18 protein-coding genes are annotated in these 16960 nt (G+C 40.9%); 8 read left to right on the top strand and 10 right to left on the bottom strand.

All coding sequences use genetic code 11. The features are described from left to right. Positions 1–10 precede the first annotated feature (10 nt). The 9 genes from cheD to C0J08_RS22910 all read right to left on the bottom strand — a co-directional run bounded on the left by cheD (position 11) and on the right by C0J08_RS22910 (position 8923). Positions 11–631 (bottom strand): chemoreceptor glutamine deamidase CheD, encoded by a 621-nt coding sequence (gene cheD / locus C0J08_RS15590; protein ID WP_212652844.1) that lies wholly within the window; start codon positions 629–631, stop codon positions 11–13. Positions 632–640: 9 nt separating this feature from the next. Next, positions 641–1438 carry a CheR family methyltransferase gene (locus C0J08_RS15585; RefSeq protein WP_212652843.1) on the bottom strand — a complete coding sequence of 266 codons (798 nt, stop codon included), beginning with the start codon at positions 1436–1438 and terminating at the stop codon, positions 641–643. Positions 1439–1443: 5 nt separating this feature from the next. After that, a complete protein-coding gene (locus C0J08_RS22770) occupies positions 1444–3324 on the bottom strand; it encodes a methyl-accepting chemotaxis protein (RefSeq protein ID WP_212652842.1) in 1881 nt (626 codons plus the stop codon). 72 nt (positions 3325–3396) lie between these two features. Further along, positions 3397–3879: a chemotaxis protein CheW gene (locus tag C0J08_RS15575; RefSeq protein ID WP_212652841.1), complete on the bottom strand. Its 483-nt coding sequence runs from the start codon at positions 3877–3879 to the stop codon at positions 3397–3399. Between the two features lie 12 nt (positions 3880–3891). After that, positions 3892–5913 carry a chemotaxis protein CheA gene (locus tag C0J08_RS15570; protein WP_212652840.1) on the bottom strand — a complete coding sequence of 674 codons (2022 nt, stop codon included), beginning with the start codon at positions 5911–5913 and terminating at the stop codon, positions 3892–3894. 33 nt (positions 5914–5946) lie between these two features. Next, positions 5947–6312 carry a response regulator gene (locus C0J08_RS15565; protein WP_212652839.1) on the bottom strand — a complete coding sequence of 122 codons (366 nt, stop codon included), beginning with the start codon at positions 6310–6312 and terminating at the stop codon, positions 5947–5949. Between the two features lie 8 nt (positions 6313–6320). Further along, the gene (locus C0J08_RS15560; RefSeq protein WP_212652838.1) at positions 6321–7976 is read right to left on the bottom strand and encodes a SpoIIE family protein phosphatase; all 1656 of its coding nucleotides are present in this window, start codon (positions 7974–7976) and stop codon (positions 6321–6323) included. After that, positions 7969–8247 (bottom strand): STAS domain-containing protein, encoded by a 279-nt coding sequence (locus C0J08_RS15555; protein ID WP_212652837.1) that lies wholly within the window; start codon positions 8245–8247, stop codon positions 7969–7971. Before C0J08_RS15555 ends, C0J08_RS15560 begins: the two co-directional genes overlap by 8 nt. Before the next feature lie 19 nt (positions 8248–8266). Next, complete coding sequence (locus tag C0J08_RS22910) at positions 8267–8923, bottom strand: methyl-accepting chemotaxis protein (RefSeq protein ID WP_502711632.1); 657 nt, start codon at positions 8921–8923, stop codon at positions 8267–8269. A gap of 927 nt (positions 8924–9850) precedes the next feature. On the opposite strand from C0J08_RS22910, the gene C0J08_RS15545 reads away from it, so the two are divergent. From C0J08_RS15545 to C0J08_RS15515, 7 genes are all read left to right on the top strand, one after another. After that, positions 9851–10264 carry a VOC family protein gene (locus C0J08_RS15545; protein ID WP_212652836.1) on the top strand — a complete coding sequence of 138 codons (414 nt, stop codon included), beginning with the start codon at positions 9851–9853 and terminating at the stop codon, positions 10262–10264. Beyond that, positions 10261–11196: a 2-hydroxyacid dehydrogenase gene (locus C0J08_RS15540; RefSeq protein WP_212652835.1), complete on the top strand. Its 936-nt coding sequence runs from the start codon at positions 10261–10263 to the stop codon at positions 11194–11196. Before C0J08_RS15545 ends, C0J08_RS15540 begins: the two co-directional genes overlap by 4 nt. A 30-nt stretch (positions 11197–11226) precedes the next feature. Then, complete coding sequence (locus C0J08_RS15535; protein WP_212652834.1) at positions 11227–11577, top strand: 5-carboxymethyl-2-hydroxymuconate Delta-isomerase; 351 nt, start codon at positions 11227–11229, stop codon at positions 11575–11577. Positions 11578–11608: 31 nt separating this feature from the next. Next, positions 11609–12598: a phospholipase A gene (locus C0J08_RS15530; RefSeq protein WP_212652833.1), complete on the top strand. Its 990-nt coding sequence runs from the start codon at positions 11609–11611 to the stop codon at positions 12596–12598. 107 nt (positions 12599–12705) lie between these two features. Further along, the gene (locus tag C0J08_RS15525) at positions 12706–13275 is read left to right on the top strand and encodes a hypothetical protein (RefSeq protein WP_212652832.1); all 570 of its coding nucleotides are present in this window, start codon (positions 12706–12708) and stop codon (positions 13273–13275) included. A gap of 158 nt (positions 13276–13433) precedes the next feature. Further along, a complete protein-coding gene (locus tag C0J08_RS15520; RefSeq protein WP_212652831.1) occupies positions 13434–13949 on the top strand; it encodes a phosphatase PAP2 family protein in 516 nt (171 codons plus the stop codon). Beyond that, the gene (locus C0J08_RS15515; RefSeq protein WP_212652830.1) at positions 13946–15040 is read left to right on the top strand and encodes an MJ1255/VC2487 family glycosyltransferase; all 1095 of its coding nucleotides are present in this window, start codon (positions 13946–13948) and stop codon (positions 15038–15040) included. The genes C0J08_RS15520 and C0J08_RS15515 overlap by 4 nt, the downstream gene beginning before the upstream one ends. Before the next feature lie 26 nt (positions 15041–15066). Here the strand turns inward: C0J08_RS15515 and C0J08_RS15510 are convergent, their stop codons facing one another. Next, positions 15067–15990, bottom strand: a complete 924-nt coding sequence (locus tag C0J08_RS15510; protein ID WP_212652829.1) for a dienelactone hydrolase family protein — start codon at positions 15988–15990, stop codon at positions 15067–15069. 237 nt (positions 15991–16227) lie between these two features. On the opposite strand from C0J08_RS15510, the gene folM reads away from it, so the two are divergent. Further along, positions 16228–16950 (top strand): dihydromonapterin reductase, encoded by a 723-nt coding sequence (folM, locus tag C0J08_RS15505; protein ID WP_212652828.1) that lies wholly within the window; start codon positions 16228–16230, stop codon positions 16948–16950. The last annotated feature ends 10 nt before the right edge of the window (positions 16951–16960 follow it).

Below are 16960 nucleotides of genomic sequence, written 5' to 3'. Positions count from 1 at the left end.
CATCAAAAGATTAAAACAAGTCAACATCACCTGAGTCGTTATCTTGACTGACAGAAGAGATCGCTTTTCTATAACGTAATTCACAGTTAATGGCTTCGGTATCATGGTGTTGACGTAATTTCTTCATCATCACTCGGCCACTAGCAGGAAAGAAGTTTACCCGTCTTGGATAGACATCTAGCAGGTCTGAGGACTCGATAGAGATACCTTCATTTTGTAAGTAAGATTGAATAAATTCGACATTTTTCTTACCTATGTTGTGGGTCGTCATGCCTTTGATCACACTGCCACCACCGAAGACTTTAGCTTTAAAATGACTTCGACGAGCACCCAGTTTAATAAGGTGATTGATCAATAATTCCATCGCGTAGACACCATAGCGACCTGCCGAAGACAGTAGATCGTTTGCATCTCCTCCTTCAGGTAGAAGGAAGTGGTTCATTCCTCCTACTTTTGCCGTGGAATCATACAAACAAACTGAGACACATGACCCTAACAATGTGGTAATCATGACGTCTTCGTTGGTTGCGTAGTATTCTCCTGGTAGTACCTTGTACGACATAATATCAAACGTATTGTCGAAGTGTTTTCGTGTTGAAAAATGTTCAATTACCGATTCTTTTAATGCCATAGTTCAACCTTACAGCTTAATGTATGCTGTTCGACCAATGGGTTTTATTACGTGGGAAAAGTGAGAAAAGTTTTCGGAATGACCCGCAATATAGAGCCCACCGGGACGAAGTTTGGCCAGTAACTTAGTTAGTATTTTTGCTTGCGTGTCTTTATCAAAATAAATCATCACGTTACGGCAAAATATCACGTCTAAGTTGGGTTCTATTGGAAGGCTTTCATCTAGTAAATTAATGCGTATGAATTCAATCATGTCACGCAGTTGCGGAACAACTTTGGCTAGACCTAAATTGCTGCCTTTGCCTTTCATAAAAAAACTCTTTTTATCAGGTAACGCTTCTACTTTTTCTATTGGGTAAGTGCCACGATTAGCCGCTTCGAGAACTTTGCTATCAATATCTGAAGCAATGATTTTTACATCATGATTGAATCGTCCATAGGCTTTTACTAGGCTCATGGCTATGGAATAAGGCTCTTCGCCAGTACTGGATGCCGCACACCAAATTCTTTTAACCGGTTCTCCTTGATTTATATATTGCGCCAAAATACTAAAGTGATGAGGCTCTCTATAAAACGACGTTAGATTGGTGGTTAGAGCATTGATAAAGTTTTCTTGCTCATCTGGATTGTCTTCTAGATAGTTCAAGTAGTCTTTAGTACTGCCTAACCCCAGCTTTCGAATTCTAGGAGTTAGGCGGCTATATACAAGGGACTCTTTTGAGTCAGCGAGATTTATCCCTGTCAATCCGACAAGGATAGCTCGCACCTTATTAAAATCACGTAACGTGAAGCCAAATTCCCTTTCCATAAGATTTAGAACTCCTCCCAACCATCGTCTTCGTCATCAATTTGAGGTTTTGGTAATGGATTGGCTTTTTTAACCGGTGTTGATGCCGGAGGAAGTTTTTTTGTTGCAGGAGACTTTGATGTGGTTGGCTTCTGCAAATGGGCGATTTGCTTCATCGGTTGAGATTGATGGTCGTCACCCAATTGGAATTGATTGACATTACTGGTTAATTGATCTGCTTGACTTAACAGACTTTCAGCCGCTGCGGCGGCTTCCTCAACCAGCGCGGCATTTTGTTGAGTCATCTCATCCATTTGACTAACGGCTTTGCCTATTTCATCTAATCCAGAAGATTGCTCTGCGGATGCACTCGCGATCTCAGTCATAATGTCATTAACTTGCTTGATCGAAGAGACAACTTCTCGCATGGTGTCTCCGGATTTATTGACCAACTCATTACCATTATTAATTTTGGTCGCAGATTCAGAAATGAGGTCTTTGATGTCTTTTGCCGCATTGGCTGAACGTTGCGCTAATGTTCTTACCTCAGAGGCAACAACGGCAAAGCCTCGACCCTGTTCTCCTGCTCTGGCCGCTTCGACTGCGGCGTTCAGCGCTAGGATATTCGTTTGGAAAGCAATGCCATCGATCATGCCAATGATGTCAGCAATTTTTTGCGAAGACTCATTAATCGACGCCATCGTTTTCACGACATCTTCTATTAGATGTCCGCCATCAATGGCTATGGTTACTGCCGAGGATGCAAGATTGTTTGCTTGTTTAGCACTGTCGGCATTTTGGCGAACCGTTCCAGTTAATTCTTCCATGCTAGACGCCGTTTCTTCTAAGCTAGAAGCTTGTTGCTCGGTACGATTAGAAAGGTCTGTGTTACCGTTGGATATTTCACGAGCACCGGTATACACAGCATCAGAGGCATTTTTAATGTTAATGATAATGTCCGTCATGGTATCAAGCAGAGAGTTTACCCCTTGCGAAATACTCAGCATCATGTCGGTTTTATTTTCGGTTGCCACTCGTTGTGTTAGGTCATTATTTACGGCGGCATCAATGGCGGCATTGACTTGGCTTACAGTGAGCTGAAGTTGCTGCTCGGCTTCGACTTCCGCAGTAATGTCCGTTGCAAATTTCACCACTTTATAGGGTGTGCCGCTTGGGTCACGAATCGGGCTGTAGTTAGCTTGTATCCAAATAACTTTGCCGTTTTTATGGACGCGAGGAAAACGGCCAATGAAATGTTCACCATTTGCTAGGCTGCGCCAGAAATTACGATACTCTTCTGATTTTTTGTATTCGGAATCGATAAACAGACTATGGTGTTTGCCTTGAACTTCCCCAAGAGTGTAGCCAAGCGTATTTAAAAAATTATCGTTAGCGCTAATAATGGTTCCATCAAGCTCAAAAGATATAACGGCTTGAGCTTTAGAAATGGCGTCTAACTGACTAACATAATCCGTATTCTGTTTTTTCTTTTCGGTGATATCCGTCGCAAACTTAACCACTTTGAAGGGCTTGTTATTGGCGTCAAAAATAGGGTTGTAGCTTGCTTCAATCCAAACGGCCTCTCCAGTTTTGCTATAGCGGCAAAACTCGCCACTTTGGAATTCACCGTTGTTTAGTCTCGCCCAAAACTCTTTATACTCTCGACTGTTGCGATATTTATTGTCCACAAAAATACTGTGGTGTTTACCTTGAACCTCTTCCAGAGTGTAACCAAGAGTATTAAGGAAATTGTCGTTGGCAACTAAGATATTGCCATGCAAGTCGAACTCTATGATAGCTTGAGATCGCGTTAAAGCATCTAATTGACCTTGAGCGTTTACCCAGACATCTTTGTCGATAATTATTTGATTATCATCTAATCGCTTTGAAAATAGGCTTTTTAACATGGCATTAACCCTTCCTATGTATCTTGTTTACGGTGAAGCCTTGAAGGCCAACTGTGAATAATGTTTGTTTTTTTATGTACCTTCGAATACGCCTATCTCATCACTTGATATGAGCTCTTCGATATCAACGATGATGACCATCTGGTCCTCCAAAGCGGCAAGTCCATGCAAATAACGGCTATCGAAAGCTACACCAAATTCCGGTGCGGGTTTAATATCTTCGGCTTCTAAATTCATTACATCGGACACACCATCGACAACTATCCCAACAACGCGATCACGCACGTTTAACATGATTACAATGGTCCATTCGTTATAAGTGGCTTCGCCTATGTTGAATTTAATTCGTAAATCGACAATCGGCACAATATCGCCACGTAGGTTAATTACCCCTTTAATATAATCTGGTGCATTGGCAATTTTGGTTGCTGATTCATAACCGCGAATTTCTTTAACCGTCATAATATCAAGTGCATAGGCTTCATCGCCTAATACAAATGTTAAGAACTCTTTTGCAGGCATTGAAGACGTATTCCCCTGCTGAAGTGTTGTCATATTGAATGCCTCCTATAAGTCCGATTTAATAAATTGAGTGATTGAATCGACATCTAAAATTAACGCCACACTGCCATCACCCATTATGGTTGCGCCAGCAATGCCTTCTACGCGACGATAATGTCGCTCTAAGTTTTTAATGACGACCTGTTGTTGACCTAAAAGTGAGTCAACCACAATTCCAAACCGTTGCTTCGAGGTTTCGACAAGAACAACAATTCCTGATTCCATATCGGTAGCGTTTACGTTGCCTCCTAATGTTTTACCTATATCAATAAGAGGCCAGTATTCATCACGAACCCAAAGTAGTTGTTTGCCTTTTATCTGTTTGATTTGCTCAGAAACGGGTTGGATGCTTTCAACAATATTGACAAGAGGGATGATGAATACTTGATCCGATGCCTCGACTGTCATACCGTCAAGAATAGCCAGTGTCAGAGGCAAGTTGATGGTAAAGACAGTGCCCATTCCAGCGGTTGAGCTGATATCAATACGTCCACCGAGAGACTCGATATTTCTTCGTACCACATCCATACCAACGCCTCGACCTGATACATCGGTCACTTCGGCTGCGGTGGAGAAGCCGGCTTCAAATATCAATTGCCAAACCGCGCTATCGGTTAACGGTTCAGGTAAAGAGATACCTTTTTCTAGGGCTTTCTCTAGGATTCGGTCTCGGTTTAACCCTGCGCCGTCATCTGTAATGGTGATGACAATTTCGCCACCTTTCTGGGCCGCAGAAAGTTTCACTATGCCTGTTTCGTCTTTATTGGCCTCTAAGCGTTTCGATGGCATTTCGATCCCATGGTCAACGCTGTTTCTAATTAAATGTAGAAGAGGGTCTGAGATTTTCTCCACTAAATTTTTGTCAATTTCTGTATTTCCGCCCTCAATGATTAGGTTGATTTTTTTCTCTAGTTTGGTTGATAAATCTCGAACCAGTCTGGGAAAACGGTTGAATACAAAGGAAATAGGCAGCATACGAACTGACATAACGGCTTCTTGAATTTCTCGAGTGTTTCTTTCGAGCTCAGTTAAAGCCGATTGCATTTTATCTGCGACACTTTCACCTACGTCATTACCGATTAAGTTGAGCATGGATTGAGTGATAACCAGTTCACCCACCAAGTTAACAAGCTTATCTATTTTATTCGTTTCAACTCGAATGCTGGTGGCTTCTGATTTGGTTTCGGTTGCTTTTGCCGGTGCTTTTACAGCTGCTTTTTTCTGCGTTGCAGCTTGTTGTGGCGCCGGTGTATTCTCTACAGGAGTAGCTGCAGGTTCAGTTTGAGGCTCTTCATTAAAGAAGCCGTAGCCAATGTTTTCATCTTGCTGTGGCTTATCGTCTGCATTTTTTGAGTCGCCCATGTTTTCGTCAAAGAAACCAAAGCCAACATTCTCTTCAGCAGACTCTTTTTCTTCATTCTGTTTATTATCGTCATCATCAAAAAAGCCAAAGCCTTGCTCTTCCTCTGAGTTGGGTTCGTCATCATCAAAAAAACCAAAGCCTTGCTCTTCCTCTGAGTTGGGCTCGTCATCGTCAAAAAGGCCGAACCCTGGGTCATCATCAGCTTCGTCGTCATCAAAAAAACCAAACCCTGGGTCTTCTTCCTCTTTTAGCAGGTCATTAGATTCTTCTGCTCCTGTGACTTCTTGTAACTTAGCACCTAGCTGTTCCTTGCTTGCTTCAATAATGTCCCAGTCAATCTCAGCTTCTTCACGATAACAACTGAGAATATTTTTTAGTACATCGGTAGTTTCTAATAGAACTGTGATGAGATCGGTGGTTAAAGTCAGTTCATTATTTCTCGCAGAGTCCAGCATGTTTTCCATAACATGAGTTAACCCTGTCAAAGCTTTGAAGCCAAAAATGTCGCTGCCTCCTTTTATGGAGTGAGCAGCACGGAAAACACTATTGAGCTCTTCCATATCGGGTGCATCGACATCATAGGCAAGCAATAGTGTTTCCATTGTTTCGAGGTGTTCTTGTGCCTCCTCGAAAAAAACCTCATTGTATTGACTTAAATTATCCATACTGTCTCTCAATGAATTTGCAAAATGAGACTATTAACGAAGCACTTTGGAAACGACTTCGAGCAGCTTTTTGGGGTCAAATGGTTTAACCATCCAGCCAGTGGCTCCAGCTGCTTTGCCTTTCTGTTTCATGGTTTCTCCAGCCTCTGTTGTCAAAACAATGAGTGGTACGCGAGCATAAGTCGGCATGGCTCGTAGTGACTTGATTAAAGTCAGACCATCCATATTGGGCATGTTTTGATCTGTTAGGACAAAGTCAAAGCGGTCAGACTTACAAAGACTTAATGCCGCTTGTCCATCATTAGCCGTTTGCACTGTATAACCAGCACCTTTAAGAGTCATTTCGACCATTTGGCGAACAGAAGGGGAGTCATCAACAATAAGTAGTTTTTTACTCATAATTCATCCTAATATCGTAAGGTTGTATGTGTTGTGTTGGTGTTATGATCATAGGTAAAGTCATTGCATAAAGTATTTATAATGCTTAAGCCTCTCCCATAGGTTTGATCATTCGAAGCTGTAATTTCTTTCTCCATTTGATAGCCGCTACCAGAGTCCGAGACGGTCAGTAAAAGCGCTTTTTGTTGTGAGTCCCAACGAACCGATACGGTGATATTCTGTTGATTACTCAGCTGATTAATCGCAGCCGTTCTATGGTCTAGGTAAGAGATGAAGTCTGTTTTTTTCAGGCTAGAATCAACGTTTAAAATGCCATGATCCACTGAGTTAACAAGCAATTCAGTCAGAACCGTAAATACTTTTTGGCAAAATGACTGAGAAAAACCATAAGTTTCAAGCAGCTCAATGAGTTTTAAAGTGAGGTTCTCGTTGAGCAATGCGTCGCCATTTAATTCAAAATTAAATGAAAAGTTGCCTTTTGGACTTTGTTTTGGGAGCGGCTTATCAGAGAGTTCTTTCTTTAATACCTCAAGATTTAAGCTGCAAAGGGTCATGTCATCATGGCTAACGGTTAAATCTGCTTCCATCGCATGCATGCGAGTTATTGTGTAAGCAGGGTCGTCAGGGAACTCGGCAATTATGGAGTAGGCTTCATTAAAGTTGAGCATCGCGCTTTCATTCATTTTATTTTCAATCAGGCCATCACTAAAAAATGAAATGTACTCAATACTATCTAAAGAAAATGTTTCAAACTTCGTATTGATATCATTCGTTGGCAAAATACCTATTGCCATATTTTTTGCTGGAATTTTATCGATAAGATTTTGCTTTTTATCGAAAATAAGCACGTTTGGCATGCCGCCATTCCAGATGCTAATGGTGTTTTTTGATAAAGATATTTCAATCAAAATGCAGGCGAAAAAACGATTGCTTGGTACGGTTTCAGCGTGTTTGTCGCTGAGCTCACATAAAATCGCACCTGTTGATAAACCTTTTTTCACCATGGCATGAAAGGTTACTACCATAGGATAAATAGTCAGTGCAGCGGCCATGCCATGACCTGTGGCGTCTCCAAGCATAATAATTAAATTGCCGTTGGGAGATTTAGCAGAGATCAAAATGTCTCCGCAAAACCTGCCACTGGACAGGGTTGCAACATTCACCCCTTCTATTTGGTATGAGTGGGTGTTTAAAATGTGATCGTAGACAAAGAAAGCAAGCTCTTCCTCTTGTTCTTTTTCTTGCATGATTGAAAGGTAGTTTTCGTTTGCTCTGAATAGTGCTTGTTCGACTTCTGACCAGTCTAGAAAACTTTGTACTTTATTTGATAAAAGCAAGGGAAGAATGGGTTTTTGAATAAAGTCTTTTACGCCAGCATCAAACAGTTGTGCCATGTGAGCGGTATCGTATTCTGCGGTAATCATCAGAATCGGTGCCATAGGGTAAAGTTGACGAATCTCTGGAATCAGTTCATCGGACATACCATCTGGCAGGTGTACATCTAATAAGAAAAGTTTTATAGAGCTATCGCCAAAGCATTGACGCACTTCTTCCAGCGTCGATGTTAAGACCACCTCAATACCTTTCCTTTCAAGTGCTTTCGACACTATTAAGCGGCTGGAGGCGTTATCCTCTAATAAAAGAACTTTGCTTGCATTACTCATAGCTAAATAACTTCTCAAAATTAGCCATGTCTAAAATATCTTTTGCTGTACCGTTCACATTGCGAATGACGCCTTTACCGGTCTTGGTACTTAGTTGTCGGTGGAACAGAACCATCATTCCCAATGCCGAAGAGTCGACATAGGTAACTCGAGAAAAATCCAATACAATGGTTTTTGATTTCGTTAAAGCGTCCTCGTAAGCTTTGGTAAACCATCCGTGAGTACTAAAATCGAATCTTTCAGGCAAATTAATTACTATGTTTTCAGACATATAAACCTCGCATCCTTATTTAAAATAAATCAATGTCGCCACTTTCAATGTTTTTCTGAGAAACAGGATTGTGCTTTTGCTGGCTACGTTGTTTGATTATTTCTAATTTATCCCTTAGTACATGTTCAATATTGTCTGAAGACTGATCATCAACCGAGCTTAATTGCTCTCCCATGAAGTTGAGTACTTCAATGGTGTATTCAATATTTTGACCATTGATATCATCAAACTGTAGGGCTCTGGTTGCATCGAAAATGGCGGACTCTAAGGATTTAGCTAGTTGTTCGAGTTCTAGCGTGATTTCAGCATCACTTTCTGCTTTGCTAACAATATGCTCTAAGGCACTGTTCATGGTCTTTTTAGACTCCATAATGTAAGTCACATCATGAGCGGCTAAATGTTCCATAGCTTTTGTTAAGCTTGAGACCTGATCTTGGATTTTTTTGAGACGAGCTTGAATGGCAACACTAAAGCCTGAGGATCGGTTCGATAGAGATCGAACTTCATCTGCTACGACGGCGAATCCTCGTCCTGCTTCACCTGCACGGGCGGCCTCAATCGCTGCATTGAGGGCAAGAAGGTTGGTTTGGTCAGCAATGTCATCTATGTCCTTTAGCGCTTTGGCTATTTCAGGCATTTCATCATGTATTTCGTTTACTTTTGAAAGTAACTCCATTGATGAGGCTGACATTTCGATGGTGCTTTCAATAAACTTATCTAATGTCGTGGCGGTTTGTGCTGCAAACTCCCGCATGACTTCGCTGTAGTACTTATTTTCGTCAGAGTCTGTTTCAACTAAGCGATGAATGCAGCTTGCTTGTTGGTCAATTAATGTATTTGTTTCAACAAATGCATTGTTGAGTACTTCTACCGCATTTTTTTGCGTTGCATGGACATTGCTAAGATCTTCACCACAAACATTTAACAGAGGAACCAAATCTCGGCTAAAAAGCGCTTCAGGAATAGAAACGTGATCGGCTTGAATGGGATCCACTTTGGCGGTTGGATCTTTGTCCGTTGCTGCCTCTTCAATGTCACCTGAATTGTTGGCAGCTTTTTGGGAGGATTTTGTTAGTAAAGCTGGAATAAAACCGGAAGCTGCGAGAAGAGCAAGTGCTTCCCACAATAAAGATTCATAAACTAGAATCCCTGCTATAACCAATGTAAAACAATGAATCAAAAGAAGTCGCAAAATTTTTGTCCTTAAAATATCTGTCACATTCAATAGCCATAAGTGTAGTCAATAAAAATAAATAGTTAGAAAAATCTAAAAATTCAATGACTGTCTTTTGAGTATATAAAAACTTTTTTGAGTGTATATATCGCTTTTCAAATTGATACAAATCGCCATGAAAAGTGACAAAGCATTGATACAAGGAAACATTTAAAAGTGTGCTTGGCGACAAAAACTGACTAGCAATGGAGTGTGATGGCTTTAATCAATGCTAATTGGCTTACAGTTGGATCCATTAAAGACTTAAATTAAGCAGATAGTTATTCCTTTTTCTAATACTTGCTATTTGTATCGGTATAGCCTCCTTATGTTTACTTTTGGCCTGCTTGCTGTATTTTTTAGACCTATTTATGATTTTTAGGAATGCCTATGTCCGCTTTGTTCCATTACGCCTTTCATGTGACCTCATTAGAAGAGACTCGAGCTTTTTATACTCAGATTTTAGGCTGTGCTGAAGGTCGTAGTAGTGATACATGGATAGACTTTGACTTTTATGGTCATCAACTATCACTTCATTTAGGCGTGCCAGCGCAAACAACAAACACTGGTCGAGTAGGGGACCACCTGGTTCCCATGCCTCATTTTGGTTTGATTTTAGCGTTAGATGATTGGCAAAAAGTCGCTAAACGTTTAACCGAAGCGAATGTGGTCTTTGACCTTGCTCCAAGCGTTCGTTTTGAAGGGCTACCAGGTGAACAATGGACGATGTTTTTTAAGGACCCAAGTGGTAATGCCATTGAATTAAAAGGCTTCAAAGATCTGACTCAGGTGTATGAAAAATGATTCCTTTTGTTAGTCGTGCGGATGTGGCTGAGCAAACGAATTGGATAGAGCAGCTTTCTGCGGCCATGCCGAATGAAGTGATTGTCCCTTTAAATGATTTAACGTTAGAGCAACGTCTGCAATGTGATATCGCGATTGTTGCTAACCCCAACCCTAGCGATTTACTTTCGTTACCTTCATTGAAATGGGTGCACAGTGTTTGGGCTGGGGTTGAACGCATGTTGAATGAATTAGAGTCTCCTCCTTTTTCAATTGTTCGGTTAATTGATGAAAATCTTTCTGCAACCATGTCGGAAGCCGTTCTAGCATGGACACTTTACCTTCATCGAGACATGCCAATTTATGCAAAGCAGCAAGCCAATACCGTTTGGCAACAACAACCTATGGTGCATGCTAAAGACCGTCGAATTGGTGTACTGGGATTAGGGGAGCTTGGAAGAGTCAGTGCACAACGTTTGGCGGCCAACGGTTTTTCTGTTGCTGGTTGGAGTCGTCACCCCAAGCAGATTGATGGAGTTGAGTGTTTTTATGGAGAGGATGGATTAACTCATTTGTTAAAACAAACTGATATACTCGTTTGTCTTTTACCTTTGACGAAAGAAACACAAGGTTTAATGGGACAGCAAAATCTATCATTTCTACCTATTGGAGCCAGTCTGATCAATTTTGCTCGCGGGCCAGTTATTGATGACGAAGCCTTGCTAAAAAAATTGGAGACAGGGGATATGTCTCATGCAGTATTAGATGTCTTTGTACAAGAACCTTTGGCACAGGAACATGCTTACTGGAAACATGATCGTGTGACTGTGTTGCCTCATATTTCTGCGCCTACACACCTTGTAAGTGCAAGTGAGATTGTTGCTAAGAATATAAAAGCGTACCGATTGACGGGAAATATCCCTCCCGCTGTTGATCTACTTCGCGGTTATTAATGAAATAAAATATATAAAAGGGAGTCTGATATGCCGCATTGTATTGTTGAATACAGTCAAAACTTAGAACAAGAAGTGCCACCGGCAGATTTATTAGAGGCCGTAAAAGGTGCGTGTATAGCATCTCAACTGTTTATGGAAGAAGATATAAAATTGCGTAGTGTTCCGTATAAGAACTTTTTAATGGCTGGGAAAGAAGATGCTTTCGTGCATGTTGTGTTGAGAGTGCTTTCGGGACGGTCATTGGAGCAGAGACAGCAGCTTTCTCATTTCGTTCTTGAAGCTTTAATACAGTTTTCATTAAAGGATGTTAGCTTTTCCGTTGAAGTGTGTGAAATGGAGCGAGAAGCCTATGCCAAAAAGGTTATTCTTTCTCCTTAATATAGAGCTTTTCACTTATAAGGTCCTAATAATGAAAGCCATTGTCTGTTCAATGATGCTTGTTCCAAGTTTGCTTTGGGCTCAAGTGGAGCCAATTAAGTCAGAGGACGTTACATCTAGTGCCTCGAAAAATACGAGTCCTGATGTGAGTGAAGAAGATACTTCATACTCACCAGAAGAGCCTCAGGTGCCTGAGTCAATCTCCAAACGTGCTAAAGAAGACAAAGGGTTGTTGCAACAAAGAGAGAATCGAGAAGCGGCAACGGTCAATAACCCGTTTGTATTAACACCTCATAAGCCAAATTATTTTTTGCCAATTGCTTATACGTCTAATCCTAATGATCGGGCCTTTTTAGGGAATAAAACAGACTCTGAAAGTTTGGACAGTGTGGAGTTTAAATTTCAGTTGAGTTTTAAGTTTCCAGTTGCCTATGACGTAGTGGGACGAGACACTAGCCTCTGGTTTGCTTATACGCAACAGGCCTATTGGCAGGCTTATAACAGTACAATTTCAGCACCATTTCGTGATACCAATCATGAGCCTGAAGCTTTCATTGTTACTAAGCCAAAACATGGATTTTTAGGTATCAATCCAGATTATATTTCCTATGGTTTTGTTCATCAATCCAATGGACAGTCTGGAGATCTCTCGCGTTCTTGGAATCGATTTTATATGGATTTTTTGTTTGAGCATGGTGATACTGCTTTTTCATTTAAGCCTTGGTATCGCATTCCTGAAAGCAAAGATATGGATGACAACCCAGATATCGAAAACTATTACGGCTATGGTGAATTTAATTTAATCCACATTATCGATGATTACAGCATTGATATTATGCTGAGAAATAATCTGAAATCTTCTAATAATCGAGGTGCGATACAGGTGGGATTTAATTTTCCATTATGGGGTAAAACACGCGGTTACATTCAGTATTTTAACGGCTACGGACAATCTCTATTGGATTACAATCATCAAACACAATCACTTGGTATTGGTATTATGCTGACTAACTGGTTGTGATTTCTCGTCAGGTCAGATGAAAATGACAGCGTATTGTCACTATAGTGTAATGATTGTGTCATTTTTTGCTTTTAAGGTGGGTGTAAATCTAACCTAGGAGCTAAACCATGAAATTGAAATTCTTACCTGTTGCAACCAGTTTAATTGCATTAACTCTTTTAACTGCTTGTGGTGAAACGGTAAAAAAGCATGATACCAAGCCTACAGCTGAAACAATGTCTTTGAACAATGATGATTTGTACGAAGTGCATCATGAAGGTCGTATTTATGTGTTTGATGATCGTGGTGTGTATGAAGACTTTTTACAGGTTGGTGAAACATCTTATCGTAAAGTGCGTATTGGGGCGGGCCCAAAAGGTGAAACCGTTGTTTTTGGTCTAACTAACGCAGATAAGAAAAAAATGTCGGGCATCGCTGCTGTTGAAATGTATGACGGTGAACTAAATGGTGCAGAGTCTTTCTATGGCGAAATGCGTATGGAAGGTCGTATATATGTTTTTGGTTCTCTACAAGAGATGAATCAAGCTCGTGCTGTTGGTGAAGTGCCTTTACGTTATACAGATATAGGTTCTGGTCCAGAAGGCGAAACGGTAGTTTATGCATTAAACAGTAGTAACAAAAAAGTAAAACCGACAGCGATGATTGAAAAATTCCATAAAATGAATCACATGAAGTAATTGGCTGATTCAGATTTAAAAGTACCTCGCAATGGCGGGGTATTTTTTTGCCATGTTGTCACAATGAAAGCCTGTCATAAAGTTGTCACTGGAATGCCACAGAACGGACATTTTACTGGTCTATGTTGAGAGTAAGACAAACTGGTGAGGTGAACCGTATGAATATCCTTCAAAATATCCACGCAGTAGATGTACACACTTTTTCTTGGTGCATGGCTCGTAAGCATCGAGTCACATTAACTCGTATTGGGAGAGCGGTTTCTTTCTCAGCAGATGGCCCATTATATGCCTTTTTAGCGCTTCTGCTTTGGTTCGCTGGAGAAGCGACTTTGATGTTGGTTTTAGTATTAGGCTTTTTAGTAGAACGAATTTTATATCTGGTTTTAAAACGAGGTTTTAAACGTAACCGCCCAGCGGATGCATTAGATAATTTTAATAGTTTTATTATTCCTTCAGATCAGTTTTCTTTTCCTTCTGGTCATACGTCGGGTGCATTCTTTATGGCTTATTGTTTGTCTGAATGGTTTCCCAGTATGAATATGATTTTGTATTTTTGGGCTGCGAATGTAGGGCTTTCTCGCATTTTTCTTGGCGTTCATTTTCCTACAGACACTGTTATTGGTGCTTTATTGGGAACATCTTGTGCAGCTCTAGCAATAGGGATTTTGATATGAAAATATTGTACGGTGTCCAAGGAACGGGTAATGGACATATAACCAGAGCAAGAGCCATGGCTGTGGAAATGCATGCGGCTGGAGTTGAGGTTGATTTTGTGTTTTCAGGTCGGCCAGCAGAAGAGTATTTTGATATGGCAATATTCGGGCACTATCGTACTTTTCAAGGTTTGAGTTTTGCTGCTCGCAATGGGCAATTGGATTTATTTGCAACCTGTAAAAACGCTAATTTTTTCAAGTTGTATCGGGATATTCGTTCGGTTGATACTCGTAGCTATGATTTGGTGATTACTGACTTTGAACCGATTGTTGCTTGGGCGGCGAAACTCCAAGGTGTTGCTTGCGTAGGATTTGGCCATCAGTATGCTTTTAAATATGATATTCCACGTTATAAAAAGAATCTTGTTGCGCAGTGGATCATGTCTAATTTTGCTCCAGCGGCAATTCAGTTAGGTGCCCATTGGCATCATTTTGGTTACCCTATTTTGCCACCTCTTATTCACACCCAGCCTCTACAAAATATTTCGTACTCGGATCAAGTGTTGGTGTACCTACCTTTTGAAAACAGTGAAGAAGTTTTAGATTGGCTTGAGGCGGTTCCAAATTATCATTTTCGTTTTCATTGTAAGGATATTGAGCCTGGGGTGTATGGTAATGTAGAGGTTTTTCCCTTTGGACGAGAATTGTTTCAAAAGAATTTAAGTGAATGTGAGTCGGTACTTTGCAATGCTGGTTTTGAGCTCAACTCAGAAGCGTTGCAGCTCGGCCGACGTATTCTTGCAAAACCATTAAGAGGCCAAATTGAGCAGCATTCCAATGCTATCGCGTTAGAGTTTTTAGGGGTTGCGAAAACAACGGATGTATTAAGTTCTCAGGTTATTCAAGAATGGTTGGAAACCAGCAGAGTGTTTCAAATATCCTATCCTAATGTGGCTCGTGCGGTTGTGGCTTGGTTGCAATCTAATAATGAAACCAGTGTCGCAGATTTGTGTGAGTCCCTGTGGAAACAAACGCCAAATATACCTGGAATTGATTTTACTTTTAAGCAAGATGCACTGATTCTTAATGCGAAGAACATTACAGCCTACTGAATTTAATAGGCTGTAATGTTTTGTTTTTACGCGTTTAAATTTTCTTTAAAGAAAGCCAGTGTTCGTTGCCAAGCAAGCTCAGCGTTTTTTTCTTGGTAACGTGCAGTTGAGTCATTATGAAAGCCATGGTTGGCTTTAGCGTAAATATAGGCTTTGTAATCTACCTTGTTGGCTTTTAAAGTCTTTTCATATTCAGGCCAGGTTGCATTCACTCGTTGATCCAATTCTGCAAAGTGTAATTGTAACGGTGCTTTAATTTTATCTATGTTGGATTTTGCTGGAGTGCCGTAATAAGGAGCACCTGCATTGATGGTGTCTGGCATGGCGGCAGCAAGTGCATTCGTCAGGTAGCCGCCATAGCAAAAGCCCACCATGCCTACTTTACCTGTTGTAAATTCATGATTCTTCATCAAAGTGGCAGCGTCCATAAAATCACCCTCAATTTTATTGCCATCTAGTGTTTTTTGCATCGCTCTACCTTCGTCGTCATTGCCGGGGTAGCCCCCCAAAGGAAAGAGGGCGTCAGGAGCAAAGGCAATAAATCCTGCTTTTGCTAAACGTCTGGCCACATCTTTGATGTAGGGGTTAAGGCCACGATTTTCATGGGCAACTAGCACGGCTGGGGATTTGTTATCTGCGTTGACATTATTAGGAATCACCAGATAGCCTCGAGCTCGTCCGTGGCCATTTGGAGAGTCGAACTCTAAATAACTGGCAGTAATGTCAGGATCGTTAAAAGATACTTGCTCTGCTTGCGCATAGTTAGGTGTTAGTGCATTTGCCACGACAGAGAGACTTAGTCCTGTTACGCTGAGCGTACCAAGGCGAGATAGAAAGGTACGGCGATCTATATCACCATGGGCGTATTCGTCATACCAATCGAAAGCTTCTTGGGGGATCTTACTAACGGATAAAGATCTAGTCGTAGTTTTTTCTGTAAGTGAAGTCATTGTCGTTCCTTATGGCATTTTGAGAACACATTCCTTTAGAACTTGATAATGGAAAGTGGTATCAATAGTTACGTAAGTAAAAATATTTTAGATAGTATTGATTGATCTTTTTTTTGAACATGACCGTATCTAAGCTTAGGTGAATAATTTAACGTTGGCATAAATTGAATCTAGTTTCTAAATCGATAGTATTTTTATATGTTGTTAATGATGATAACTCAGTAGGAAAGGACACTAATGACGCGTAAAATGCCAATTATTATTACTGGCGGAGGGCAGCGCCTAGGTCTTGCTTGCGCTAAAGCGTTATCTGCTCAAGGGCATGATATTGTGATTACGTATCGCACGGCACGAGAAGACATTGACCTATTAGAAGAGCAAGGAATTTCGTGTATACAAGCCGATTTTTCATCTGTGTCAGGTGTAGATGATTTTATTGCAACCATACAAGATAGGTATTCAGCGATTAGGGGGATTATTCATAATGCCTCTGAGTGGGAATCAGAAGAAGGTTGTTCGGATACGGCGAGGTTGATGGAAAAAATGTGGCATGTTCATGTATTTGCACCTTATCGTATAAATCTAGCTTTCGAAGCATTATTATGTGCGGGTTCTGACCAAAATGGGCACGCAGACATCATTCATATGACGGATTATGTGACTGAAAAGGGTAGTGATAAGCACATTGCCTATGCTGCGAGTAAAGCAGGTTTAGCGAACTTAACTTGTTCGTTTGCTAAACGATTCGCCCCTCAAATTAAGGTCAATTCGGTCGCACCGTCACTTTTGATGTTTAATGACGGGGATGATGCGGAATATCGTGAGAAGGCTCTAAAAAAGTCATTGTTGCGAAAAGAACCGGGAGAACAAGAAGGTGTGCTAGCGATACAGTACATATTAGACAGTCGCTATATGACAGGTCGAACCTTGTCACTGGATGGAGGCCGACATTTAGCTTGAGTGGCTAAAT

It is taken from the genome of Marinomonas sp. CT5 (assembly GCF_018336975.1).
Lineage (GTDB): Bacteria > Pseudomonadota > Gammaproteobacteria > Pseudomonadales > Marinomonadaceae > Marinomonas.
This window is presented reverse-complemented; position numbering and strand designations above follow the sequence as displayed.